Origin of the sequence: Roseiconus lacunae, from assembly GCF_008312935.1 — a bacterium.
Classification (GTDB): Bacteria; Planctomycetota; Planctomycetia; order Pirellulales; family Pirellulaceae; genus Stieleria; species Stieleria lacunae.
The window spans coordinates 24,341-47,970 of record NZ_VSZO01000019.1 but is presented as its reverse complement, the minus strand read 5'-3'; the positions used below and the strand labels follow the sequence as shown (position 1 = coordinate 47,970).

Genomic DNA, 23,630 nt, shown 5'->3' with positions numbered 1-23,630 from the left:
AACGGATTGCGGGGGCAGGCAACCGGAGCTAACGCTCTTCGGCTGATTTGGGCTGGAAGATGAGGCAACCGGAGCTAACGCTCTTCGGCTGATTTGGACGGACGGGGCTCAGTTGTCTTCTCGGGGAGCATCATCCGGCGTGCCGATTTCTGCTTCGATCAGTTCCAATTCCCCCATCGCTTCCTCGGCGAGCACCGGGTCTGACGCGGGTGGGGCAAGATCGGTATCGATCGAATTGGATTCCTCTGCCAACACGATTTGGGGCGGGAAGTATTCGGGGTCGATCGCCTGAAAATTGAGGACCTGATCCAATCCCGTTTCCTCATTGATCCACTGCCCGTTTTCATCGAGATACAGCAATTCAAGTGCCGCGAATAATCGCATTTTTTGCACCCGATAGTCGATCCAGTTTTGAACCAAGCTGTTCTTCGCATCCAGCATTCCGTCAAGTGCTTGGAGCAAGATAATCGTCAGGTTGGCATCGATCGCGCGGCTCTGTCGAAGATCGATTTGAGCTTGGTCCACCTGGCGAGTCGCCGCGAAAACCTGTTGACGCGCGATCTGAAAACTTAGACGGCTAAACTCGAGGCGACGGAGGATTTGTCGGACTTCGTTGGCAATGGAGTCTTTGTCGGCGATGAACGTCCGAATGGCTGCTTGATAGGCTACCTGCTCCGCTCGGTAATCATTGCGCTCGACGCGGCGATTGAGAGGTCCGTCGAACTGCAACCCAAGCTGATAGAGATTATTCGCAGAGTCGAGTTTGAATGGGCTATTCGAATCGCTATCACTGCCGATCGCGACTTGTCCGCTGAGGTTCAGATCGCTTTCCAACGCGTCAGCGGCGACTTCGACCTTCCGGAATTGGTCCATTACCAGGGCTTTCGAGTTCATTAAGTCCAGGCGATTTTGAAGTGCAAAGCTGATCGCTTTTTCGGAAGGGATGGAAAATGGTTCGATATCGATCAAAAACAATCGAATCTGGGTCTGAGCGACATACAGTTCTGCGATCTCTTCCCGCAGCTTACTCCCAATCGCTTCCGAGACGGCCTTCCAGGCAATGATCGCGGTATTGTCGTCATCATTGGGAAGTAGGTCATCGATCGAGACGTCTGCGAGCGACTCGACGCCTTTCAAAATTTCTTCGAACGTCGGTTGCTCGGTGGTGTCTTCTTCGCTTGGCGGATTGGCTTCGTAATTACGGAGCTTTTCGAGCACTCGGGCATCGAATGAATCGCGAGTCGCAAAGTCGCTTCGTAAGTCAGCGAGTAGCGTTTCGATGCGTTCTGCCAGCTCAGACTGTTGCTCGAAATCCAGGCGATCGTCGTCACTAAAACGTGTTCGGTCGGTGGTCGCGAGTCTCGCTTGCCACTGGCGCAGTTCGGCTTCGACGTCCGGCAGACGATCGAGTGCTTCGCGATGCAATTCTTGATAGCGATCGAAGTGCTGCTGCAGGACATCGATCGGAGCTTGTGTGGGAGGAAGGTATTGCACCAGTTCGATGAATAGCTCTTGGGCTTCGTCTTGTAACGCCTCGATTCGTGGATCGACTAACTCGAACGGTTCCAACAGTGATTCGTCGATGTCAAACGTGACCCAGGCGGGCAAGCCGATCGCGAACTTCAGGTTGTCTTGTTGTCCGATCAGATCTTGTTCGGCGGAAAGTAATGATCGACGCCCGTTTTGGTACTGCTGAAATACCTGGTCAACTTGTACTTGGGAGACGGTTTCGAGCTGTTCGTAGAATTCATGTTCGACCAAGTTTTGACGCAAGTTACTGACGTTGTTCTCGGTGTTGCGGATCGATTGGGTTTGCGTCAGCAACCCCAGGTAGCGCTCGGTCAATCCAACGTAAAAGAGTCGTCGGAACCGAGCGAAATCACGAACTTGGTACAACAAGTTACGTTCGGACTGTGTCAGGCTTTCCAGTCGGACATGACGAAACGCACCGCGTAGCAGCGGCTGGGTAAAGGTCGACACGATCGTCGCCGAGCCGGCCTGGACGGTGTTTCCGGGAAAGTTCCAGGTCAGCGAGTTGACTACGCTGGTGGCAAACTGGCCGCCGCCGGCTAGGTTGCGACCAAAGCCCAGTCGATCCGACACGGTCAGCAAACGATCATTGCCAAGATCTTCGCCGTTCGCTTCATACGCTAATCCGGCACCGCCAAACCATTGCGTGTCGAATTCGAAGCGATTGACCGAAAGGTCGAGCGCACGAAGATAAACCTGTTCGAATTCCCCTTGGTAATCACGACTGTGCAAAAGCGCCAGGTCGATCATGAGTGGTTGCGTTAGATCAATCGTGCCAGTTTCGTTTTTCGGCAATCGGTCGATCCACGCCGGGTTCTCGACGCTGTGCCGCGTTGCGATCTTTTGGTAGTAGGGAATCTCTTTGCAGTCCGGTTGGACCATGTACCGATGGGCGGCGAAATCATCCGGTGGCTTGGGAGCACAATCTTGTTCGGCAGCCAAGTACATCCGCGAATGGCGTTGCGGTTCGACGGCGCGGTTGGGGATGTCCCAGCGCGCGTCTGACTTGCGACTGTCGATCAGGCAATAGGCCTCGCGGTCCGCCGCTTTTCGGTAGGTCGATCTCGCGCAACCCTGCAACGACGCAGCGGCCACCGGCAGGGTAGCAAAAAGCAAAATCAACGGCCGAACCGCGGCGGCTCGCCCAACGCTCTTTTCACGACGCAACTGTTTGAACCCGAACTGACACATTTTTGATCCTAGACATACCATCTGATTCATGGTGTCTATCGGCATCAAGCGTCGGTTCTACCGATCCGTTCCATACAATCAGTAGGATCGAAACGCCCCCACGCGGGAAGATGAAGGCGAGTTTGCGGGCTAGGTGGAGTTTGCCGTTTCGATGGCGGCTGGGAACACGGCGTTGGAGTGGCACTGGTTCTGTATCACTGGTCAGCTATCAGCCAAGTCGTGTTAGACCAGATGATTGCAACTCAACCGTGGCTAACGCCATTCGGCTGATCCCAGTGGAATGATCCACGTGTCCGTTCGGGCGTGGTCGATCCGTCGACGGGCGTTTGCCCCGGTTTTTCTGGCATATCCGTGGCTACGCAACTGAACCACTCTCAGAATGTAGCCAGCAAACGGCGTTACTTGCCGCCTTGTCGGACAGATTGTCGTTGCTGTTCGAATGCTTCCGGGGTCAGCACATTGACTTTCTCCGCCCAAGCATCCCACTTCGATTTCAGGGCGTTCGCTTTCTTTGGGAGTGACTCGACCAGGTTTTCACTTTCGGTTCGATCTTGCGAAATATTGTAAAGCTCCCAGGGTTCGTTGCGGCTGCCGACTAACTTCCAATCACCCTCACGGATCGCTCGATTGCCTTCGTGTTCCCAGTACAACGTTCGTGATTCTTTGGGGTTTGCCAGATCGAAGACCGGCATGAGGCTACGCCCTTGCATGGGCTGAATTTCGTGTCCATTGAAGGTCGTCGGATATTCGGCCTGGCCAATTTCGACAAACGTCGGCATCAAATCGATCAAGTGGGATGGTTGATGACGTAGTCCACCGCGGTCGTCAATCATGTTGGGCCAATGGGCGATGAAAGGGGCGCTGATGCCGCCTTCGTGGTTTTCACGTTTGTAGCGCCGAAACGGCGTGTTACTTAAGTTTGCCCAGCCTTGACCGTAGCTGCTGGTCCAGCCACCGACCTTGGCCCATTCGGAGTAGTTGTCGACCGTGTTGCGTTTTCCTTTGATTCCAAACAGGCCCGTTTCTTTGGTGCCTCCGTTGTCGGAAAGGAACACCAGCAGTGTGTTATTGAGTTCACCGATCGCTTCAAGGTGATCGATCACACGCCCGACGTTTTGATCCAAACGATCAACGATCGCAGCAAACAGAGCCATCTTAAAGTCCATGTCATCGCGCTGCTTGTCGGTCAATGTTTGCCAAGCCGGAACATCTAACGCCGAAAGCTCGGTGTCAGATTGCAAGACACCTAGTTCGATCAGTTTCTGATGGCGTGACTTTCGGAATTGTTCCCACCCATCACGGTACTTGCCGCGATACTTTTGGATGTCTTCCGGCTTCGCATGTAAGGGGAAGTGCGGTGCGTTGTAGGCCAAGTAGAGAAAGAACGGGGCGTCACCTTGTTCGCGGACATTGTCGATGAAATGCAACGCGTAATCGGTGAAAACATCCGTCGTATACCACTCTTGATCGGGATGTAGATGGTTGACCGGTTTCTCCGTAACGGGAAGGACGACCTGTTCGCCAAGGTAGACTTCTGTACGTGGCACGATGGTGTAGTAGCTGTCGATGTAGCCGCGTGTTCCATAAAAGAGTTGAAAGCCACGTGCCGTGGGACAGCCTTCATCTCGCCAGCCAAGGTGCCACTTGCCCGTCATGATCGTTCGGTAACCGGCAGACCCAAGAACTTCTGCCAAGGTGACGGCATTGAAGCTAAGTCGATCGCGATAACCGTCAACTTTCAAGTCGCCGGCCATGTGGCCGATGTCGGCTTGATGCGGGTACAAGCCCGTCAGAATCGAAGCTCGCGACGGACAGCAACGCCCGGTGTTGTAGAAATGAGTGAATCGCAAACCGCCTTCGGCGAGCCGATCAATATTCGGTGTTTCGATTTCGCTGCCGTAGCAACCGATGTCTGAAAATCCCATGTCGTCGGCGAACAGGACGACAATGTTCGGTCGCCGATCGGCGGAAACGGGCGCTGCCGTCAGCAGCAGTGACATCACCGACAGTGACATCAACAAAGCGGTGGTAATCTTCATCACAAGTAGGTCAGGCGGGAAACAAGGGGCCGCAAGGAACGGTGTGACCCGTCATTCTACTTGTGCGGTGCTTCGGGATGTAGCACCACGACGTCGATAGGGGCGTGGCCAATCGAATCGACTACTGCCACCTTCCGCGAAGGTTCGATAATTCCCGATCGAGGCGGCTGGCCGGAATCGTCGATTCGATCTCAACAGGGCGGCCATCGAAATCCGTGTTCGGATCGGAGAACGATTGTTGGGCATGGAAGAGAGACTGGCGAACGATCATGTCGGTCATCATTGACGACAACTTTGTCGCAAATTCTTCGCTGAGGACGCTACCGATGACGCTCTCGTTGCCCCAGCGAATGCGAAGACTTTCGAGTTCCATCTGAACCGTCCGTTCGATTTCATGGCGCCGTGATGGGCCGGTCGTTGAATCGGCATCGAATGCGATCACCCAACTTCGTTGGCTGGTACGATACGCCATTTCGGTGACTCGCATCGACCGTTGCAATAGATAATCGAAGTCGCTAATCGCTGTGTTCGCGACGGCAGCTCCGACTTCGATGCTCGTCAGATAAAGATGGTGCGGGAAAATCGGTGCAACATTCGCAACGCCGAGGTCGACCGCCTGGGAGGGCACGTCGATTCTGACTCGACGAGGGGCGGCGATCGACTCGGGGCGTGACGTACGTTTAGATCCGCGGTTTGATGTCTGAGGCTGAATCGGAGCGACTTCGTAGACCATTTCATCGGGTTCGGCCGCACTGACCGATTTGGGTTGAGCCAGTTGTGTTCGCCACAGTGCGAAATTGGCGACGACTCCGGCGGGGCCTCCCATCGGTGTATGAAAACTGGTCGCCGTGCCCGTACCGACTCGTGACTCAATTCGGAGTTTGGAGAAATGGGCGGCAGCGAGTTGCCGACTGATCAATAGACCCAGCCCACCGATACTTTGCGTGGGCGCCTTGCCCGCGGAGATCAACTCCAAATCATGCGGAGTGATCCCGCGACCTTGATCGACCACCGACCAATTCATCATCTGGGAATTGAAGTGACGCTGGGCACGAATCATCACCGCCTGTTGCGGCGACGTGACTCGGATTGCATTATTGGCCAAGTTGACCAGCAAGCGTCGCAGCAGTGCCGGATCGGCATAGATCAGAACGTCTTCGCCAAAGGGACCGTCCCACAGCAAGTTAATGTTGCGAGGTAACGCCCATGGCTGCAGCGTTGATTCCACCTGTTCGCGAATCTCGTCGATCGAAACCCAAGTCCGGCGAACGTTGCCGAAGCCGGTTTCAAACCGTCGTGACTGCACCATCTCTTCGACCATTTGGCCGGCACAGTTGCACTGATCGATTGCCGCAGTCAAACACTCCTGCTGGCTCTTAGAAAGGCGACCGAGGTCTCCGTCGCGGACCAGTCGGACGGCTTCGCGTATCGTTGTCAACGGTGCACGAAGGTCATGAGCGGTCTCGCTGATCAACCGTGTGAGTGTCTCGAATGCTTCGGATTGATCAAGTTCGCTAAGGTGCGTCGGTTCGGCCGGTTCTGATTGACGGCGAGCTTGGCGTTGGACCGTTTGAGTCGCCGTAGCGATAGGGTGGCTTCCCATCGGATGGCTGCTCATAGGGATGTTAGAACTCACGGTCGGGTCTCTCGATTGGTCGGCGTAGACGAATGAACCGGCGCGACGACTTCCTCTTTCGCTGGCGGACGGTATCTCTCGTTAGGGTGTCGGTATCGTCTGGCCAGACCTGAACGCATTACCCGGTTGCGAAATCGACGGCGAGTTTGCCGATTCTGTTCTCCGTCCCTACAGCATGTAACGATCATTCGGCCAGATGGGCTGCCGTCGCGGGGGTGTCGCTTGCGACACAGTGAGACCGGACTTACACTGCTTGGTCGCTTCAGGTCACATTAAACGGGCCTTAGAGCCGATCCGGCAACCGATGTCTGCCGCCTAACCAGCCGACGATGATCGTCGCGAGCCCCGCGTCTTTGCGATGCAGGCCCGACGCGAACGCGGACGGCTCGTGGGTTTAGGTCACTTCTAAATCCGGTTTACCTTCCCTCACCAACCACCGTGCGTCATGAACCATCGCCTCCGCATGTTCTCCCTCTCGCGTTGCCGCCGCATCGCTTGGCAAGCCACCGTGGTCGTTTGCCTCGCAGTGATGATGGTGGGCTGCAAAATCGAAAAGGTTGAGCCTGAGTCCGAATCGCGTGCGGCGGAGAAAGCCTCGCCCAATGCGATCAAGACCGCCGAAGGCGAGGACATCAAGGTTGCTTATGTGACCAACGGAATCGCTTCGTTTTGGGTGATCGCCGAAGCCGGATGCAACGATGCCGCCGAAGAACTTGGCGTCGAATGTTCGGTATTGATGCCCGACGGAGCGGCTGACCAAAAGCGGACGCTCGAAGAGCTGATTTCGCTCGGTGTCGACGGGGTCGCGGTCAGCCCCATCGACCCGGGAAACCAAACAGGGATTCTTAACGATGTTGCCGAGGCGACGAACTTGATCACACAAGATTCTGACGCACCGGATTCCAATCGCCTGGCTTACATTGGGATGAGCAACTACGACGCCGGTCGAATGTGCGGCAAACTTGTCAAAGAAGCGCTGCCCGACGGCGGTGAAGTCATGATCTTCGTCGGACGACTGGGGCAACTGAATGCCGATCAACGTCGCCAGGGGATCATCGATGAACTTCTCGATCGGTCGAACGATCCCACACGTGATTTTGATCCGGCTGACGAAGTACTCAAGGGTGACAAATACACCATCTTGGATACGCGTACCGATGACTTCGATTTTGCCAAAGCAAAGGGCGTGGCGGAAGACGCGATCGTCAAACATCCCAACCTCGGTTGTATGGTTGGCTTGTTTGCCTACAACCCGCCCAACATCCTCGAAGCGATCAGCGGTGCCGGGAAGTTGGGTGAGATTCAGGTCGTCGGTTTTGACGAGGATGATCGCACGTTGCAGGCAATCATTGACGGGCACTGCTACGGGACGGTTGTTCAGAATCCATACGAGTACGGATACAAGTCTGTCGAAATTCTTTCCAAACTTGCCGCCGGTGACGAGTCGGCATTGCCCGAAGGTGGATTCTTAGACATTCCCGCGCGGGCAATTCGCAAGGACAACGTCAAAGAGTTTTGGGATGAACTTAAAGTGCTGACCGGCGATACCGACGCGACCGAACAATAGCCCCGAACGCCTGTTTCCACGAATGTCCATTTTCACGCGCGTCCTGCTGCCGTTAGCGAGTTACCGGCAATGAATCACCGGGTTCGACATCACAGCCGTCGGGCGTTTGCCTCGGTTACCAAAGGGAAACCGTGACTGACGACACTAGGCCTACCCGAAAGTCAAAGATTGACGAGGCATTCGCGACGTGAGAACAACTTCGAATGACTCACATGATCGCGCACCGCTATTGGAAGTGCGATCGCTTTGCAAACGGTTTCCTGGCGTGCGGGCGTTGCACGAAGTCGACTTGACGCTCGGACACGGCGAGGTGCTCGCGATCGTCGGCGAGAACGGTGCCGGCAAGAGCACGCTGATGAAAATCCTTGCCGGCGTTCAGTCGGCTGACAGCGGTGAACTGTTCGTCGACGGCCAGGCGGTGCAGTTTTCCGGGGTAGCTGATGCGATCGAGCATCGGATCGCCCTGATTCACCAAGAGCTGAATTTGGCAGAAAACCTGTCGATCGGCGCAAACATCTTTTTAGGTCGCGAACCGACTCGGTTTGGCTTGATCGATCGCTCGACGATTTATCACGAGGCAAAACGACATTTACAGTCGGTCGGTTTGGAGGTTTCGCCGCTAACACTGCTTGGCGAGTTGACGATTGGGCGGCAGCAATTGGTTGAAATTGCCAAGGCGTTGTCGATCGATGCTCGGGTGCTGATCATGGACGAACCGACCAGCAGTCTTTCGCAGCGAGAAGCCGAAGCCTTATTTGAAGTCGTTGAATCGTTGCGTGATTCCGGTGTCAGCGTGATCTATATCTCTCATCGGTTAGCCGAAGTCGAACGCCTGGCGGACCGTGTGGCGGTGATGCGTGACGGCGAAAACGCCGGCGATTTGCAAAAGCATGAAATCAACCATGATGCCATGGTCAGCCGGATGGTCGGCCGCGATGTCTCTCGCTTCTATTGCCGAACGAAACGAAACGACGTTCGAGAGTCGGCTCCGGTTTTGGCCGTCAAAGACCTGGTCGTGCCCGAGCATCCGCGGCAAACGGTCAGCTTCGAAATTCGTCCGGGGGAAATTGTCGGAATCGCGGGGCTGGTCGGTGCCGGACGCAGCGAGCTGTTGAGGTGTCTCTTCGGAGTGACCGAGGCGTTAGGTGGCGAGATGCGAATCGGGGGACAATCTGTCGATATCTCTTCGCCGACCGAAGCGATTGCCCATGGGCTAGGGCTTGTCCCCGAAGATCGTAAAACCCAAGGGTTGGTGATCGACTTTGCGGTCAAGCCGAACGTGTCGTTGGCCAGCGTGAAAGAGAAATCGCGTGGCGGCCTGTGGGTGAACTTTGCGGCAGAAGACGCCGATACGAACACCGCGATTTCGAAACTCTCCATCAAGACCCCGTCGGCCCAGCAGGTCGTACGTTATCTCTCCGGTGGCAACCAGCAAAAAGTTGTGCTCGGCAAATGGTTGGCGATGAAACCGAAGGTCCTGATGTTGGACGAACCGACACGTGGGATCGATATCGGCGCGAAAGAAGAAATTTATCGGTTGATGGAGTCACTCGCCGCGGACGGGCTGGCCGTACTGTTCGTTTCAAGTGAAATGGAAGAAGTCATCGCACTCAGTGACCGCACCTTGGTCATGCACGAAGGGCGATTGACTGGCGAATTATCAGGCGACGAAATTACCGAAGAACGCATCATGAATTTGGCAACGGGTATCATCGATGGAGAGATGAATGAATAAGGTATTGGGCATCTTTGGATTGCTAATCTTCGTTTGTCTGTTCACCACAATCCTGAACGATAGCTTCGTTGGCCAAGGCAACTTGTACAACATCACGCGCTGGAGTGCTTTGTTTGGGATTTTGTCGATTGGCGTGTCGTTCGTCATCATTACCGGCGGGATCGATCTGTCGATCGGATCGGTCGTGGGACTGGTGGCGTGTTTGTTGCCGATGTTGGTCATTGAGCATGGCTTTTCACCGATCGCTGCCATCGCGATCGTGATGGGATGCTCAGCTCTGATCGGACTGTTGCACGGAATACTGATCACGCGATTGGATCTGCAGCCGTTTGTGGTCACGCTTTGCGGGTTGCTGTTCTACCGCGGGTTTTCCCGTTGGTTGACCGACGATCAAACGTTGGGATTCGGGCAAGCGTATGACGATGGGTTGCGTTTGTTGGCGACCGGAAAGCCCGCGAGTTGGGCGACCATGTTGGCGATCGGAGGCGTGTTGGTCTTCGTCGGTGGTCTGTGGAAAGCGATTTGGCGTCCCCGCGAATCATCCGGCAACACGTTCGCCGATCACATTTCTCGGTGGGGCTGGCCGGTGTTGGGGGTGTTCGTCGCAATCGTCGGAAGTGCTCGATTTTGGAAAGGCTGGGACACAGGCCCCGGGCCTGTCATTTTGCCGTTGGGGGAGTACCAGATACGCGGAATAGAGGTGAGCGTCGCAGAAGGAGCCGCACAGCTGCCGTCGACGGTCATGGTTTATGCGGCATCACTGCTGTTTATTCCTGCCTTCGGTTTGTTTCTCGGATCGGCAATCAAACAGAACGCGAAACGGGTGGCGTTTCCGATCATCGCCGTCGTGGTGTCGTTGCTGTTGTTGGTGGCAAGCATTTGGGCACTGGTGCCGGTGTTTCGCGAGGCGACTCCCGATGATACTTGGCGCGTCGGTGCGGTGACGGTCAGTGGGGGAGCGTTGAAAACCGGAGTGATGCTGATCGAATTCTTGATCGTCGCGTTCGCGATCGTCGCGGTCGGTTGGCTTTATCAAGCCGGGCGAACGGCAAGTGTGGTTAGCAAAGCGGTTTCCTTACCGATGATGGTTTTCGGCGTACTAGCGCTACTCGGTCAGACCGACCTTGTCGCGACGATGGTGCCGATGCCAATGCTGTTGTTGATCGGCCTCGCGGTCACCGCGTCGATCTTTCTTAACCGTACGGTTTACGGACGTTATCTACTTGCGCTCGGTAGCAACGAAGAAGCCGCCCGTTACAGTGGCATTAATACAAAGCGTATGGTTGTCTTGTCCTATGTGCTCTGTTCAATGGCGGCCGGTCTGGGGGGAATCTTGTTTGCTTTGGATATCAACTCGGTTCAGCCCTCTGGCTTTGGCAATTTTTACGAACTTTATGCGATCGCCGCCGCCGTGCTTGGCGGATGCAGTCTGCGTGGTGGTGAAGGGAATATTTTGGGTGTCGTCATCGGCGCCGCCGTCATGCGAGTCCTGTACAACGCCATCAATATTCTCGGGATCAGCACGAAACTCGAGTTTGCGATTATCGGAATCGTGATCTTGGCGGGTGTGATTGTCGATGTGGTTGTCAAACGAATGATCGCAAAGCGAGCGCTGGTTGCGGCGGAGTCCGCGCGTTTGGCATCGGCTGAACCGGCGAACGGCTAACGCTCTGGCAGTTGAGATTCGTATTGATCGAGCAGGCTCTGCGGAACCCGCTGGACTTTTCCGTTGCGATCGATCACCGCAAGGATGACTTCTGCGCTGACCAGTTTTTGCCCTTCGCGAAACACGGTGTACTCGTGAGTGATCTTGCCGACGGTCATCTTGGCGATCTTGGTTTGGATGTCGATCAAGTCGTCGTAGCGGGCCGGTTGGTGATAACGACAGTTGACATTCACAACAACGACCAGCAGCCCAGCGTCTTCCATGTCTCGATAGCGACCGCCGCTAGCCCGTAGCAATTCGGTTCGGCCGATTTCAAAGTACTGCAGGTAAACGCTGTGATGGACAAAGCCCATCGGATCGCATTCGTCATATCGGACGCGATGTTGGATTCGGTGTTCCAGCATGAAGACTTGTTGTGGGCGAGGATCGATGGGAAATTATCTAAACTTGTCTCGACAATTTAGGAATCCGCGGTTTTGCGACAAGATGAAACGCGGTTAACCGAGGGCGCACAGTCCTATTCGTCACGAAATTGACGGGGTTCTTAAGGGTACCGAACGTGAATCAGACCACCACGCCTCATCCGTCGCCACGCTGGTACGCGACGATATTGAATGCCGCCGCGACCTACAACCTTGTATGGGGAGCATGGGTGGTGCTGCGCCCCGGTGACTTTTTTGACTGGTTTGATCTCACCCCGCCGGCGTATCCTGCGATCTGGCAGTGTGTCGGCATGATCGTAGGGGTGTATGGGATAGGTTATGCGATTGCCGCTCGGAATCCCCTCCGACACTGGCCATTGGTGCTCGTCGGCTTTTTAGGGAAGGCACTCGGACCGATCGGGATCGCGTGGAACGTTCTGCAAGGTGATCTGTCGCCCGCTTGGGTTTGGATCACTGTGTTCAATGACTTGGTCTGGCTGTTTCCGTTTGCCGCAATCTTGTTTGCGGCGTTCGATCACGCGAATCGGCCGGCGGTGAGTACCGATGACCAGCCCGCTGAACGGCTGAATGAATTGATGCGGACTCACCGAGGCGACTCAATCGCATCGCTTTCGGTTGACCGGTCGGTGTTGGTCGTCTTTTTGCGTCATGCCGGATGTACGTTCTGTCGTGAAGCATTGGGGGACTTGCAGAAGCAACGCGCCGGTATCGAAGCCGCGGGCGGCGAGATCGTTTTAGTTCACATGGGCGACAACGAACTCGATGTCGAACTGTTCGAGTCGTACGGCCTGGCCGACACGCATCGAATCAGCGACCCCGGTTGCCGCCTGTATCGAGCCTACGGTCTCCAACGAGGCGGGCCCGGCCAGTTGTTTCCCCTTTCTGTTTGGTGGCGAGGCTTCAGCGCCGCGATTATCAATCGGCATGGGGTGGGGAAGCTGATCGGGGATGGGTTCCAAATGCCCGGTGCCTTCCTTGTGCGAGACAATGCGATCGTCAAAGCGTATCGGCACCGCACCTCTGGCTCCCGCCCCGACTACTTAGAATTGGCCGCATGCGAAGTCACCGATTCGCAAGTTCAGCCGCTGGCGTGTTGACGCACGATCTCCAATAACATCCAGTTCCGCCGCTACCGCCGATAAACCACCGCATTGAATCCTATCGATTAAAGACAGGCCGAAGCGGACACGGCCCGGCGAGCCTATGATGACTGATCTTTTCACACAGGCAGTGCAGAAAAGTTTGTCTGCGCGACCGCGGGGCTCTAAGCTATGGCGTTCGCGTGTCTTTCGCGCGAGGAATTGCGTTACCCATGACTCACTCGGGGGTTGAACGTTAATGCCCGCCCTTATCACCTGCCAACCCTGATCTCATGTCGCCGCAACGATTTCGGCCGCAGATCCTACTGCTGAATTTTGTTCTAATGGATCTATTGAATCGCTGGCGTTTTTGCGTCGCTACTGGAATCATTACTTGCGGGATTGCGTCTTACTTTGGTGGATTGGCAATCGCCGAAGAATTACCTGGCCGTGAGACTGAGGATTCGAAGGTCACCCCGGCAACGGATGACGCTGGTCCGTCATTTCAGAATGACATCGTGCCGATTTTGCAGCGGTACTGTTACGATTGCCACGGTTACGGTGAACGCGAAGGAAACTTTGTTATCGATTCGTTCGAGTCAGAAGACGAGGCCACGGCGGTACCGGAGTTCTGGTGGCGGGTGTTGAAGAATCTTCGCGCCGGGGTGATGCCGCCAATGGGGTCAGATCAGCTGACCGATATGGAAATGGCGACCGTGAAGGACTGGATCAAACGTGGTCCGTTTGCAATCGATTTCGATAATCTCGATCCGGGACCGATCACGGTCCGGCGTTTGAACCGCCAAGAGTACGGCAACACGGTTCGTGCACTGATGGGAGTTGAGTTTGACGAGACGTTGCTGTTTCCGGCAGATGATTCCGGGCATGGCTTCGACAACGTCGCAGACGCTTTGATGGTGTCGCCGTTGTTGTTGGACAAGTATTTACAAGCGGCTGAGCTTATTGTGGAGCGTTCCGTACCGAAGGTGACAAAGATCGTGCCTCGACAAGTTTTTCGGGGACGAGATTTTGTCTCGGACGACCGACGTTCAAAACGCAATGGGCGATCGCTTGACGGCAAAAAACAAGAAAAGGTCGCGCGTGAATTCGAGATCGAAACCGCAGGACGATACAACGTCTCGATCGGTACCAAACAACATGGATCTTTCGAGTTTGACCCAGCTCGCTATCACGTCACTTGCCGTATTGATGAAGAGGTTGCTTTTGTCAGTGAACTCGGTTGGGACGAAAATAAACTGACGACCGTGGAATCAATTGAACAGTGGGACGCGGGCAAGCACCGTATCGCCTTTGAGATACGACCGGTCGAGCTAGCGTCGGATAGCGAAGTGGCGGAATCGATCGAAGAAGAAAGTGATACCCACGTTCACTTCGAAGTTTACCGGGTGGAGATCGAAGGACCGATAGGGACCGATCAACGTGTTCATCCACCGAATTACGAACGCTTTTTCACCCGAGACTCACCCCCAACCGAACCGGATCAACGCCGATCATATGCGGCAGAAGTGCTGGAGCGTTTCGCCACCCGAGCGTATCGGGGCGAGGTCGATCAAGTCACGATCGACCGGTTGGTAGGGCTGGCCGAGACGGTTTATTCGCAGCCGGGAGAAACGTTCGAAACCGGTATCGGGCGTGCGATCGTCGGCGTGCTTTCATCGCCAAGGTTCTTGTTCCGTATTGAATCGGCGGCTAATTCATCTCCCGATGCAAAGTACGCGCCGGTCGATGAGATTTCATTAGCGTCGCGGTTATCGTACTTCCTATGGTCCTCGATGCCTGACGAAGAGTTGGTGCGTCTGGCGGAAAACGGTGAATTGCGGGCCAATTTGAGCGATCAGATTGATCGGATGTTGGATGATCGGCGGTCCGACGCATTTATTTCCAACTTTGTTGGTCAATGGTTGCGGACGCGAGATGTGATCAACGCCAACGTGGATGCCAGCGTTGTGATGGGGCACGCGGAGGAGTTAGAGAAACTTCGCGATTGGTTTCGCAGTCTTCCGCGCGGCTTTTTCCGAGGCCGAGACAGCATGAGTGAAGAGCACCGTGAGAAGTTTGCCCGCTTTCGTGAGATCCGACGCGAAGTCGAACGAATCGATGATGATTTGAAGCGTTCGATCCGAGATGAGACTGAGCAGTTTGTCGAGTATGTGATTCGCAACGATGTCAGCCTGCTAGATCTGTTGGACTGTGACTACACATTCCTGAACGCGGAACTTGCCGAGCACTATGGGATTGAGCACGTCAAGGGAGAAAAGATGCGGCGAGTCGATCTGCCGAGCGACAGTCCGCGCGGCGGCTTGTTGACTCAGGCGTCGATGTTAATGGTGACTTCGAATCCGACACGCACGTCGCCGGTCAAACGCGGCTTATTTATCTTGGACAACATTCTGGGCACGCCTGCTCCCCCGGCTCCCGGCGTGGTGCCTGAACTGGAAGAATCGGCAGACCATTTTGGTGATCGCGAACCGACACTTCGCGAGTTGTTATCGGTTCATCGAGAGGACGCGCTTTGTGCGTCTTGTCATGCCCGCATGGATCCGTTGGGATTGGCGTTGGAGAACTTCGATGCGCTCGGAATGTGGCGCGAGACTGACCGAGGAACTCCGGTCGAACCTCAAGGTGAACTGGTGACCGGGGAAACGTTCCGTGACGTGCGGGAGTTAAAGGCACTACTGCGAAATAATCATGCCGATGCATTTTACCGCTGCGTCACCGAAAAGCTGTTGGTATTCGCCGTGGGACGGGGAGTGGAATTCACTGACGAACAAACGATCGATCAAATTGTCGATCGCCTGCGCGAAAGTGACGGGCGATTCAGTGTGCTCGTTCATGCGGTCGTCGAGTCGGCGCCGTTTCAAAAACAACGCTTGCTACCTTCGACGAAGCAAGACAATCTATCCAAGGGGGATCAAGAATGAATCGAAGAAATCGACTTGCGCTCAGCCGTCGAGGATTCCTGCGAAGCGGTGGATTGTCCGTAGCCATTCCCGCGATGGCGTCGCTTCCCAAGCGTGCGAGCGCAAGCGAACAGGCGTTGGGTGCCGAACCGAGAGCGGTTACCGAGACAGGCGCGCCGCTGCGAATGGCATTTATGTCGATTCCGAACGGCGTGCAGCAAGAGCATTGGTTTCCCAAAAATGGTTTCGAACTAAACGAAACAATGATGGCACTCGAAGACCTGAAGGCTGACTTCCAGGTTATCAGTAATCTCGATCACATCAATGCAACCCCTGGCCCTGACGGTGCCGGAGATCACGCACGAGCCAACGCGACTTTTTTGACAGGTTTACGAGCACGAAAGACGGCCGGCAGCGACATCCGTTGCGGGATCTCGGTCGATCAAGTCGCCGCACAAAACGTAGGCTCCGTGACTCGCATTCCGTCACTCGAATTGACATCCGACCTCATTCGCAATTCCGGCAGTTGTGATTCGGGCTACGCTTGTGCTTATCAATACAATTTGGCTTGGAGTTCCGAATCGACACCGGTCACGCCCGAAGCCAATCCTCGTCTCGTGTTCGAACGACTATTCGGTGCGGGATCGAAGTCCGAGCGGGCAAAGAACTACCAGACGCGACTGGCGACGAAGAAGAGTGTGTTGGATTTTGTCTTGGAAGAAGGACGCGATATCCAGCGTCAGCTCGCCACCGCGGACAATCGAAAGTTTGACGAGTACTTTTCGGTCGTCCGTGATATGGAACGTCGGATCGAGATGGCGGAGCACTTCAAAGATCCACCGAAAACCGATCGTGACACACCGGCTGGGATCCCCAAGGACTTCGGGGACTATATGACGCTGATGTATGACATGCTGCATCTCGCTTTCCAGACTGATTCGACGAGAGTCGCGACACTACTTTTGGCCTATGACGGCAGCAACCGAACGTTTCCGCAGCTAGGCATTCCCGAGGGCCACCATTGGTTAACCCACAGTCAGCGTGATGAGGCGTTAGCCAAAAAAGTTGCCAAGATCGATCAATTCTACGTTGAACACTTCGCCCGGTTTTTGAACAAGATGCGGCAAACCGAAGATGTCGATGGCAATAGCTTGCTTCACAATTCGATGATCATTTACGGCGGCGCGATCGCGGACGGCAATCGCCATACGCACGAGAACTTACCCGTGATTCTTGCCGGAAACGCAGGCGGGAAAATTACGACGGGGCGATTTTACGAACCCAAAAAGCAACCGATGTCGAACCTTTTTGTTAGCATGTTGAACTTGATCGGCGTCCCCACAACTCAGTTTGGTGACTCCGACGGTCAACTGGAACTGAGTTAGTCAAGTCTCGCTTGCTTTGATCATTGAACACCGCTGGGAAAACCACGCCCCCGACGTGCTAGCGCTCCGTGTAGACCAAACGTTAGGATTCGACTCATCAACCGACGAGCGTTAGCCTCGGTTATTGCGCCGAACTCGTGGCTGACGCCATGTGGCTAATCCTAATTTCGAAGGTTAACGAAGCACTCGTTTCCGGCCCTCGGCCAACCACCGTGAGCCGAATGTGCCGGCATCGGGGGATCGGCGTTCAATTTTCCGGCCGTCGCGACTTGCAAATCAGTGGGCTTCCACGTGAGCACTTCAAAGAGGTAGGTCGATGGCGATTGATAGTCGGACAGTTTTGGTGTTTTCGTTCTTATGGATCTCGGTCGGCTTCATGTACGGTGATCCCGGAACCGCGGTCGCCCAAGACGGAAAGCTCAGGATCATTTGTTTTGGCGCCCACCCTGATGACGCTGAATACAAGAGCGGTGGGACTGCCGCGTTGTGGGCCGAACAAGGGCACCACGTCAAACTTGTTTCGGTGACCAATGGCGACATCGGACATTGGCAAATGTCGGGCGGAGCGCTTGCCAAGCGTCGCACAGCAGAGTCTGCCTTGGTGGCGAAACGATTGGGGGTTGAGTCGCTGGTGATGGACATTCACGATGGCGAGTTGATGCCGACATTGGAAAACCGTCGGAAAATCACCCGCGCGATCCGCCAGTGGAATGCCGATATCGTGATTGCTCATCGGCCGTGGGATTACCATCCCGATCACCGCTATGTCGGTGTACTCGTTCAGGATGCCGCATATATGGTGACGGTACCTTTCTTTTGTCCCGATACACCACCTCTGAAGAAAAATCCGGTATTCCTGTATTCCAGCGATCGATTTCAGAAACCGTACCCATTTCGCGCCGATGTCGCGGTTGATGTTGGTTCGGTATTCGAAAAGAAAGTTGACGCACTGATGGCACTGGAGTCACAAACGTTCGAAGGCGGTGCGCTCGGTAGTGCCGAAAAAATGGCGAACGCGCCACCAGCCAATGCTCCCGAGGCACGGCGACAGTGGCTGCATGAACGTTGGGTAAAACGTCAGAGTGCCGAAGCACAGCAGCATCGCAACGCACTGATTCGTTGGTATGGAGAAGACCGTGCAATGCAAATTGACTACGCCGAAGCGTTTGAGATCTGCGAATATGGTCGGCAGCCATCGGATGACGAGATTCGCGAACTGTTCCCGTTCTTGCCAAAGAAGTAACGAACGCTTCGGACTAGGTTGCCATCGTCTCTGACTCAGATTTCCAGGCAATGGACTCTTGGATCCGAGCGATCGCGGCGGTCGATGCCAAGCAGACCGCAAAGACAAAGGCGACGCCGGTGTTTCCGTGTTGATAAAACGCAATTGGGATCAGAACCATCAGCGCCAGCGAATGAAAGATCAGGTTCAGTCCCAATTGTTTCGAACGCCGCATGAACAGTAAAGCCGATGGCGACAATGAAAAAAGAGTCCAAATACATGCCCCCGTTGTGACCCAAAGTAACGCCGGATAAGAAACGACGAACTGTGGTCCGAACAGGGACAAGATTTGTTTGCCGATCAGTACAATGGCGAGCCAGAAAATGCACGCGGCGCCACCGATCAATGATTGACGCCGGCGACGCAAACGCTCGTCTGTTTCGATGTCGCCTTGATCGATCGCAACGGCAAGCATCGGAAGGTAATACTTGTCTGCCGATTTGGATAACAACAATACCAAGCATCCCGTTTCAAATGCCGGGGCCAGCAAACCTAGCTCAGCCGCCGAGTGCGGTAAGTGGTGCAGCATGACGAGCGGTGCTTTGAAGAGCCATGTGATCGCACAAGTGACGGCAAAGTACGACAGGCTTCGTGAAATCCAGTGTTGCCACTGGATTTCACCGACATTTGTTTTGCCCATCCATCGAAAGCGCTGGAGCAAAGCGGCGCAGAGAAGTAGCCCGAGTGTGCTGCCGATGCCGAAACAGATCACGGCCATCGTCGCGTCAAAGCCGCGAATCGTCTGGGAACCAACGACAATGAGGGACAACGTGATCGTGGGCACTAAAGCCCGGGCGATCAAGGTTCCGGTAATCGGCGATTGACTTGCGATTAGAAGATCCACCGCGACACCGCAACCGGCAACGGCGGGGATAAACAGTACCGAGGTGATGGACGTGAACTCGACGGCTTCGTTGGGCAGGGCTGACTCTAAAAAGATTCCACAAGCGACGAAGATCGCACTACAAAGAAACACGGTCCGCTTCGCAAATCGCAAATATGCGTTTCGTTCGCTCGTGTCGGATGCTTGGTCGGCAAGCGGGAGGCGTTTGTAGCCGTATTTGCCAACGCCGGCTTCGGAAACGGCACCTAGCATCGTCAAGACGGCGATCGCTCCGACGAAGCTATCGAACTGGTTTGAATCTAATGTCCGGGCGAGGAACAGTGTCAACGCATAGCTGAGCATGACACCGGTGACGTTTGCCCCGATCAGGATCCCCGCGATCACTGACGAGAAATGCGAGCGATTCTCGTTCGATGCGGCGAAGGGTTCCATCAAAGAAATTTCAGCGGACTGAATATAGGAGTGCGAGACGCAAACGAACGAGTCACCTGTCGCAAATACCGATTCACTGGGAATTCGACAGGCAGTACGCGATTGTAGTCACGGCAAGGAGATGGCCAACGACCGTGGCGTAGTACACGATTCGAAAGCGTCGCTTTCGCGTTTTGTGACGCAGTTTCTGCTGGGCGATCCAGGCACCGGGCCAACCGCCAAATAACGCGAGTAGATGCAGCGTCTTTTCCGACGTTCGCCACCGATCCGATTGAGCGCGACGTTTATCAACCCAGTACACAAGAAACGTAACCGAGCTTAGGATCGCTACGATCACCACGTATCCGAGAACAAGATTGAGCGTCACGATTATTGCTGACTATCGAAGTTGGTTTCGGCGGATAGGGAAGCGCTTCATCGAGCGATCGCGATTAGAATGTCCGCGACACCGTTTTTGAAGTCGCGATTGTAGAATCACCGTTTTGTGAGCGGAAAACTCAGTCGCTCGAACGTCTGATTCCGTTTGTCGTGTGTGAATCGACTCCGTCTTCGCTCGAGTCACGATTCGCTTGGATTAACGTCAACTAGACGCCCAGACGTGTCGTTTCAAAAAATAGTCTCGGCGCCTCGCCTAATTTCGTTCATCCGTTTTCAACAGTTTTCAGCATGACCGTTGCTGTTCGATCCGTTTTGTTTTTTACAGCGTGCTTACTGCTACTTGGGATCTGCCAAGGCGAAGAGTGGTACCGATGGCGAGGGCCGAATTTAGACGGCCGGACGGTTCAGGCCAACTGGTCGGGAAGGTTTCGGGGAGATCAGGCAAACATCAAGTGGCGAGCCTCGGTTGGCACCGGTTTTTCATCTTTTGTAGCCACCGACGAGCTAGTTTTTACCAGCGGCCACATCGACGGGCAAACGATCGTCAACGCTCTTAGCCGAGAAAGTGGTGACGTCGCTTGGAAATTTGCGTTTGAAGCTCCACTTGATGACCGAGATTTCGAAGGCGGCCCAACTTCGACACCGACGATTGATGGCCCATTCATTTATGTCGTTAGCCGACTAGGTGAACTATTTTGTTTAGACCGCTTGACCGGTCAGTTGTCGTGGAAAGTCAATGTTGCCAACCAAGCAGACGTGCGGTTGCCCGGCTGGGGATGCGCCGGTGCACCATTGGTCGTCGGCAACTTGGTGATTATTAATATTGGTGAATCCGGCGTCGCGCTCAACAAAGACGACGGGAGAATCGTATGGCGTTCTGAAGATCGCGAAAGTGGCTATGCGACACCGGTACCGCTGAAATCCGACGAGAAAGACGCAGTGGTGATCGCATCGGGCAAGTCATACAAAGCGGTAACGCTGGAGTCGGGTGAGGAACTATGGTCGATTCGCTGGCTGACCAGTTTCAACTGCAACGCCGCGGATCCGATCATCCACGATGGTCAGATGTTTCTTTCATCCGGCTACAACCGTGGTGCGGCGTTATATCAACTCGGCGGAACGGACCCCAAAGTTGTTTGGAAGTCCAAGGAAATGAAGAACCAAATTCATGCGTCCGTCCTGCTCGATGAGAGTTTATTTGGGATCGACGGTGACATGGAGGCGGGGGCACGTTTTCGATGTTTGGATTGGGGTACCGGTGAAGTCCTCTGGTCCGAAGAGGAGCTGCGTCCGGGAGGATTCACACTGGTTGATGATGCGATTCTGCTGTTGACCGAAGACGGTGATTTAGTAACAGCGCCGGCGACTCGTCAAGGATGGACGCCGACATCACGGGTGCACGTGCTCGACGGCAAATGCTGGACCGCGCCCGTCTTTTCAAATGGTCAGATCTTTTGCCGTACGATTCAGGGTGAGGTCGTTTGTGTGGAAGTCACCCAGTAAACTGGTCACCGTGTCTGCGACTTCCCAAGCCGACGTCACCAACGTTCCTGCCTCTTGAAAACTCTTTTTGCCATGCATCTAAAACGTCGAAGTTTTTTGACCGGCACGACCGCCGCCGCCGCGCTGACCGCTGCTCCCGCAATTCATGCCGCATCAAAAGACAAGCAGTACCGCGTGGCGTTGATCGGTTCGGGATGGTGGGGAATGAATATTCTGCGCGAAGCGATCTCGGCGGGGAACACCAAGGTCGTCGCGCTGTGTGACGTCGATCAAGATCGTTTGGAAATCAACGCCGAAGAAGTGAACGACTTGTCCGGTGATAGCCCGAACGTCTACGGCGACTTTCGAGAGTTGTTCGACAAAGAATCGGTCGACATCGCGATCATTGCGACACCCGACCACTGGCATGCCTTGCAAACGATTGCTGCGATCAACGCCGGGGCACATGTCTTTATTGAAAAGCCCACCGGGCACACGATTGGTGAAAGCCAGGCGATGCTGGATGTATCGCAGCGATCCGATCGTATTGTCCAGGTCGGACTGCATCGACGGATCGGACCGCATCATGTGTCCGCGATGAGATTTTTAAAAGACGGCGGTGCGGGAGATATTGGGATGGTGCGAATGTTCGTGCATTCCAAAGGTGGTGAAGAAAGGCCGACACGAAATGACGAACCACCAGAGAACCTTGATTGGGAGATGTATTGCGGGCCGGCGCCACTGCGACCGTATTGCCGGCGTATCCATCCCGGTGGCTTCAGGAACTTTCTTGATTTCGCCAACGGAACTCTCGGTGATTGGGGTGTCCATTGGCTCGATCAAGTGCTTTGGTGGGCCGACCAGGAGATGCCAAAATCTGTGCACTCGGTCGGCGGGCGCCCGATCGCTGGCGAGGCGGTGTTGAACGATCGTGAGCAAACGACGGATGCACCCGATCATCAAATCGCGACGTACCAATTCGAAAATTTTTCAGCTCATTGGGAGCACCGGCGCTTCGCAGGCAAAGGCCCCGAGCAATCAAGTGTCGGCTGCTATTTTTTAGGGACGAAGGGAACCGTCCATATCGGCTGGCGAGACGGATGGACGTTCTACCCGTCTGACGAAAAGAAGCCGACGATTCACGAAGACGCGCAATTGCAGGAGCCCGATGGTCACAACATTCGGCTCTTGTGGGCTGACTTCATCGGCGCGATCGAATCTGGTCGTCGGCCAATCGCTGACATCTCGGTCGGACACCAAGCGACGACGCTCAGCCTGCTCGGAATGCTGTCGATGAAGCTGGGGCGAAGCGTTCGCTGGGATTCGGAAAAGCAAACGATCCCAGGGGACACGGAGGCTCAAGCGTTGATGCGACGTGACTACCGCGGCGATTGGACCTATCCCGGTTAACGCTTCGTTTCAACAATTGAAATGTGGATGAGCCGCATGGTGTTAGCCACGGTTTCGATGCAATAACCGGGTCTAACGCGCGTCGGCTGATGAGCCGAACCCGAACGTGCTAGCTAGCCAGGGCACTACCGACGTCGTTCTAGTATTTCGACACGCTTTTCTAAGGCCTCGACACGCTTGTTGAGTTTGATGACCAATTGACGCAAGTCGTACTCGTTCATTTGTGGCGGTGCTTGCTCGCTTGCTCGAAACGGGTTGCTAGGTTTCCCATAGGCAGGCTCCCACGCTTGTAACTGTTCGTTGATCGCTTCGATTTTTGCTTCCACGCCTGGCCGATTGGGATGCTTGAGTCCCATCGATCCGAGGTTGCGTCGCAAGATTCGTAGTTCCTCGACGAGTTGTTTTCCACGTTCGGTCAACAATGCTGCCTTCGGAACGATCTCGACAGTTTCTTCGGGTGCAGGCTTCGACTCATCGACCTGAGCCCAGAGTGCCGTTCCTAGCACGATCAGCAACGCTAAACTGGCGATGAATCGAAATGGTGCTGAGTTTTTCATAGGAGAGTCCCGCGCTATAGCGATTGGTTGTAGTCGGGTGGACGTTCACTGGT

16 protein-coding genes are annotated in these 23,630 nt (G+C 54.9%); 9 read left to right on the top strand and 7 right to left on the bottom strand.

Annotated elements, in window-relative coordinates; genetic code table 11:
* Positions 1-108: 108 nt before the first annotated feature.
* From FYC48_RS21280 to FYC48_RS21270, 3 genes are all read right to left on the bottom strand, one after another.
* Positions 109-2,721, bottom strand: coding sequence for a TolC family protein (locus FYC48_RS21280; RefSeq protein WP_160149684.1), 2,613 nt, complete (start codon positions 2,719-2,721; stop codon positions 109-111).
* Positions 2,722-3,119: 398 nt separating this feature from the next.
* The gene (locus FYC48_RS21275) at positions 3,120-4,760 is read right to left on the bottom strand and encodes an arylsulfatase (RefSeq protein ID WP_149498818.1); all 1,641 of its coding nucleotides are present in this window, start codon (positions 4,758-4,760) and stop codon (positions 3,120-3,122) included.
* 121 nt (positions 4,761-4,881) lie between these two features.
* Positions 4,882-6,396 carry a sensor histidine kinase gene (locus FYC48_RS21270; RefSeq protein WP_149498817.1) on the bottom strand — a complete coding sequence of 505 codons (1,515 nt, stop codon included), beginning with the start codon at positions 6,394-6,396 and terminating at the stop codon, positions 4,882-4,884.
* 445 nt (positions 6,397-6,841) lie between these two features.
* On the opposite strand from FYC48_RS21270, the gene FYC48_RS21265 reads away from it, so the two are divergent.
* The 3 genes from FYC48_RS21265 to FYC48_RS28185 all read left to right on the top strand — a co-directional run bounded on the left by FYC48_RS21265 (position 6,842) and on the right by FYC48_RS28185 (position 11,364).
* Positions 6,842-7,963 carry a sugar-binding protein gene (locus FYC48_RS21265; RefSeq protein WP_200836668.1) on the top strand — a complete coding sequence of 374 codons (1,122 nt, stop codon included), beginning with the start codon at positions 6,842-6,844 and terminating at the stop codon, positions 7,961-7,963.
* A 187-nt stretch (positions 7,964-8,150) separates the two neighbouring features.
* Positions 8,151-9,698 (top strand): sugar ABC transporter ATP-binding protein, encoded by a 1,548-nt coding sequence (locus tag FYC48_RS21260; RefSeq protein ID WP_149498816.1) that lies wholly within the window; start codon positions 8,151-8,153, stop codon positions 9,696-9,698.
* On the top strand, positions 9,691-11,364 hold the full coding sequence (locus FYC48_RS28185; RefSeq protein ID WP_200836667.1) for an ABC transporter permease subunit: 1,674 nt from the start codon (positions 9,691-9,693) through the stop codon (positions 11,362-11,364). The genes FYC48_RS21260 and FYC48_RS28185 overlap by 8 nt, the downstream gene beginning before the upstream one ends.
* Here the strand turns inward: FYC48_RS28185 and FYC48_RS21245 are convergent.
* Complete coding sequence (locus FYC48_RS21245) at positions 11,361-11,768, bottom strand: acyl-CoA thioesterase (protein ID WP_149498815.1); 408 nt, start codon at positions 11,766-11,768, stop codon at positions 11,361-11,363. The two genes, FYC48_RS28185 and FYC48_RS21245, sit on opposite strands and share 4 nt — an antisense overlap.
* A gap of 155 nt (positions 11,769-11,923) precedes the next feature.
* On the opposite strand from FYC48_RS21245, the gene FYC48_RS21240 reads away from it, so the two are divergent.
* The 4 genes from FYC48_RS21240 to FYC48_RS21225 all read left to right on the top strand — a co-directional run bounded on the left by FYC48_RS21240 (position 11,924) and on the right by FYC48_RS21225 (position 18,435).
* Positions 11,924-12,904 (top strand): peroxiredoxin-like family protein, encoded by a 981-nt coding sequence (locus FYC48_RS21240; protein ID WP_149498814.1) that lies wholly within the window; start codon positions 11,924-11,926, stop codon positions 12,902-12,904.
* A 275-nt stretch (positions 12,905-13,179) separates the two neighbouring features.
* On the top strand, positions 13,180-15,828 hold the full coding sequence (locus FYC48_RS21235) for a DUF1592 domain-containing protein (protein WP_149498813.1): 2,649 nt from the start codon (positions 13,180-13,182) through the stop codon (positions 15,826-15,828).
* Positions 15,825-17,192, top strand: coding sequence for a DUF1552 domain-containing protein (locus tag FYC48_RS21230; protein WP_149498812.1), 1,368 nt, complete (start codon positions 15,825-15,827; stop codon positions 17,190-17,192). Before FYC48_RS21235 ends, FYC48_RS21230 begins: the two co-directional genes overlap by 4 nt.
* 316 nt (positions 17,193-17,508) lie before the next feature.
* On the top strand, positions 17,509-18,435 hold the full coding sequence (locus FYC48_RS21225; RefSeq protein ID WP_149498811.1) for a PIG-L deacetylase family protein: 927 nt from the start codon (positions 17,509-17,511) through the stop codon (positions 18,433-18,435).
* A gap of 13 nt (positions 18,436-18,448) precedes the next feature.
* On the opposite strand, the gene FYC48_RS21220 is transcribed toward FYC48_RS21225, so the two are convergent.
* Both FYC48_RS21220 and FYC48_RS21215 read right to left on the bottom strand, forming a co-directional pair.
* A complete protein-coding gene (locus tag FYC48_RS21220) occupies positions 18,449-19,750 on the bottom strand; it encodes a lipopolysaccharide biosynthesis protein (protein ID WP_149498810.1) in 1,302 nt (433 codons plus the stop codon).
* A gap of 73 nt (positions 19,751-19,823) precedes the next feature.
* A complete protein-coding gene (locus tag FYC48_RS21215; protein WP_200836666.1) occupies positions 19,824-20,117 on the bottom strand; it encodes a DUF1294 domain-containing protein in 294 nt (97 codons plus the stop codon).
* A 299-nt stretch (positions 20,118-20,416) separates the two neighbouring features.
* Between FYC48_RS21215 and FYC48_RS21210 the strand changes: the two genes are divergently transcribed.
* Both FYC48_RS21210 and FYC48_RS21205 read left to right on the top strand, forming a co-directional pair.
* Positions 20,417-21,631 carry a PQQ-binding-like beta-propeller repeat protein gene (locus FYC48_RS21210; protein WP_149498808.1) on the top strand — a complete coding sequence of 405 codons (1,215 nt, stop codon included), beginning with the start codon at positions 20,417-20,419 and terminating at the stop codon, positions 21,629-21,631.
* 72 nt (positions 21,632-21,703) lie between these two features.
* Positions 21,704-23,020 carry a Gfo/Idh/MocA family protein gene (locus tag FYC48_RS21205; protein ID WP_149498807.1) on the top strand — a complete coding sequence of 439 codons (1,317 nt, stop codon included), beginning with the start codon at positions 21,704-21,706 and terminating at the stop codon, positions 23,018-23,020.
* A gap of 125 nt (positions 23,021-23,145) precedes the next feature.
* Here FYC48_RS21205 and FYC48_RS21200 read toward each other — a convergent pair whose 3' ends face one another.
* Positions 23,146-23,577: a hypothetical protein gene (locus tag FYC48_RS21200; protein ID WP_149498806.1), complete on the bottom strand. Its 432-nt coding sequence runs from the start codon at positions 23,575-23,577 to the stop codon at positions 23,146-23,148.
* Positions 23,578-23,630 lie beyond the last annotated feature (53 nt).

Coding starts and splice junctions, on each gene's coding strand:
- FYC48_RS21205 (WP_149498807.1), top strand. CDS start 21,704: ATGCATCTAAAACGTCGAAGTTTTTTGACCGGCACGACCGCCGCCGCC.
- FYC48_RS21245 (WP_149498815.1), bottom strand. CDS start 11,768: ATGCTGGAACACCGAATCCAACATCGCGTCCGATATGACGAATGCGAT.
- FYC48_RS21210 (WP_149498808.1), top strand. CDS start 20,417: ATGACCGTTGCTGTTCGATCCGTTTTGTTTTTTACAGCGTGCTTACTG.
- FYC48_RS21220 (WP_149498810.1), bottom strand. CDS start 19,750: ATGGAACCCTTCGCCGCATCGAACGAGAATCGCTCGCATTTCTCGTCA.
- FYC48_RS21230 (WP_149498812.1), top strand. CDS start 15,825: ATGAATCGAAGAAATCGACTTGCGCTCAGCCGTCGAGGATTCCTGCGA.
- FYC48_RS21235 (WP_149498813.1), top strand. CDS start 13,180: ATGTCGCCGCAACGATTTCGGCCGCAGATCCTACTGCTGAATTTTGTT.
- FYC48_RS21275 (WP_149498818.1), bottom strand. CDS start 4,760: ATGAAGATTACCACCGCTTTGTTGATGTCACTGTCGGTGATGTCACTG.
- FYC48_RS28185 (WP_200836667.1), top strand. CDS start 9,691: ATGAATAAGGTATTGGGCATCTTTGGATTGCTAATCTTCGTTTGTCTG.
- FYC48_RS21280 (WP_160149684.1), bottom strand. CDS start 2,721: ATGTGTCAGTTCGGGTTCAAACAGTTGCGTCGTGAAAAGAGCGTTGGG.
- FYC48_RS21265 (WP_200836668.1), top strand. CDS start 6,842: ATGAACCATCGCCTCCGCATGTTCTCCCTCTCGCGTTGCCGCCGCATC.
- FYC48_RS21200 (WP_149498806.1), bottom strand. CDS start 23,577: ATGAAAAACTCAGCACCATTTCGATTCATCGCCAGTTTAGCGTTGCTG.
- FYC48_RS21225 (WP_149498811.1), top strand. CDS start 17,509: ATGGCGATTGATAGTCGGACAGTTTTGGTGTTTTCGTTCTTATGGATC.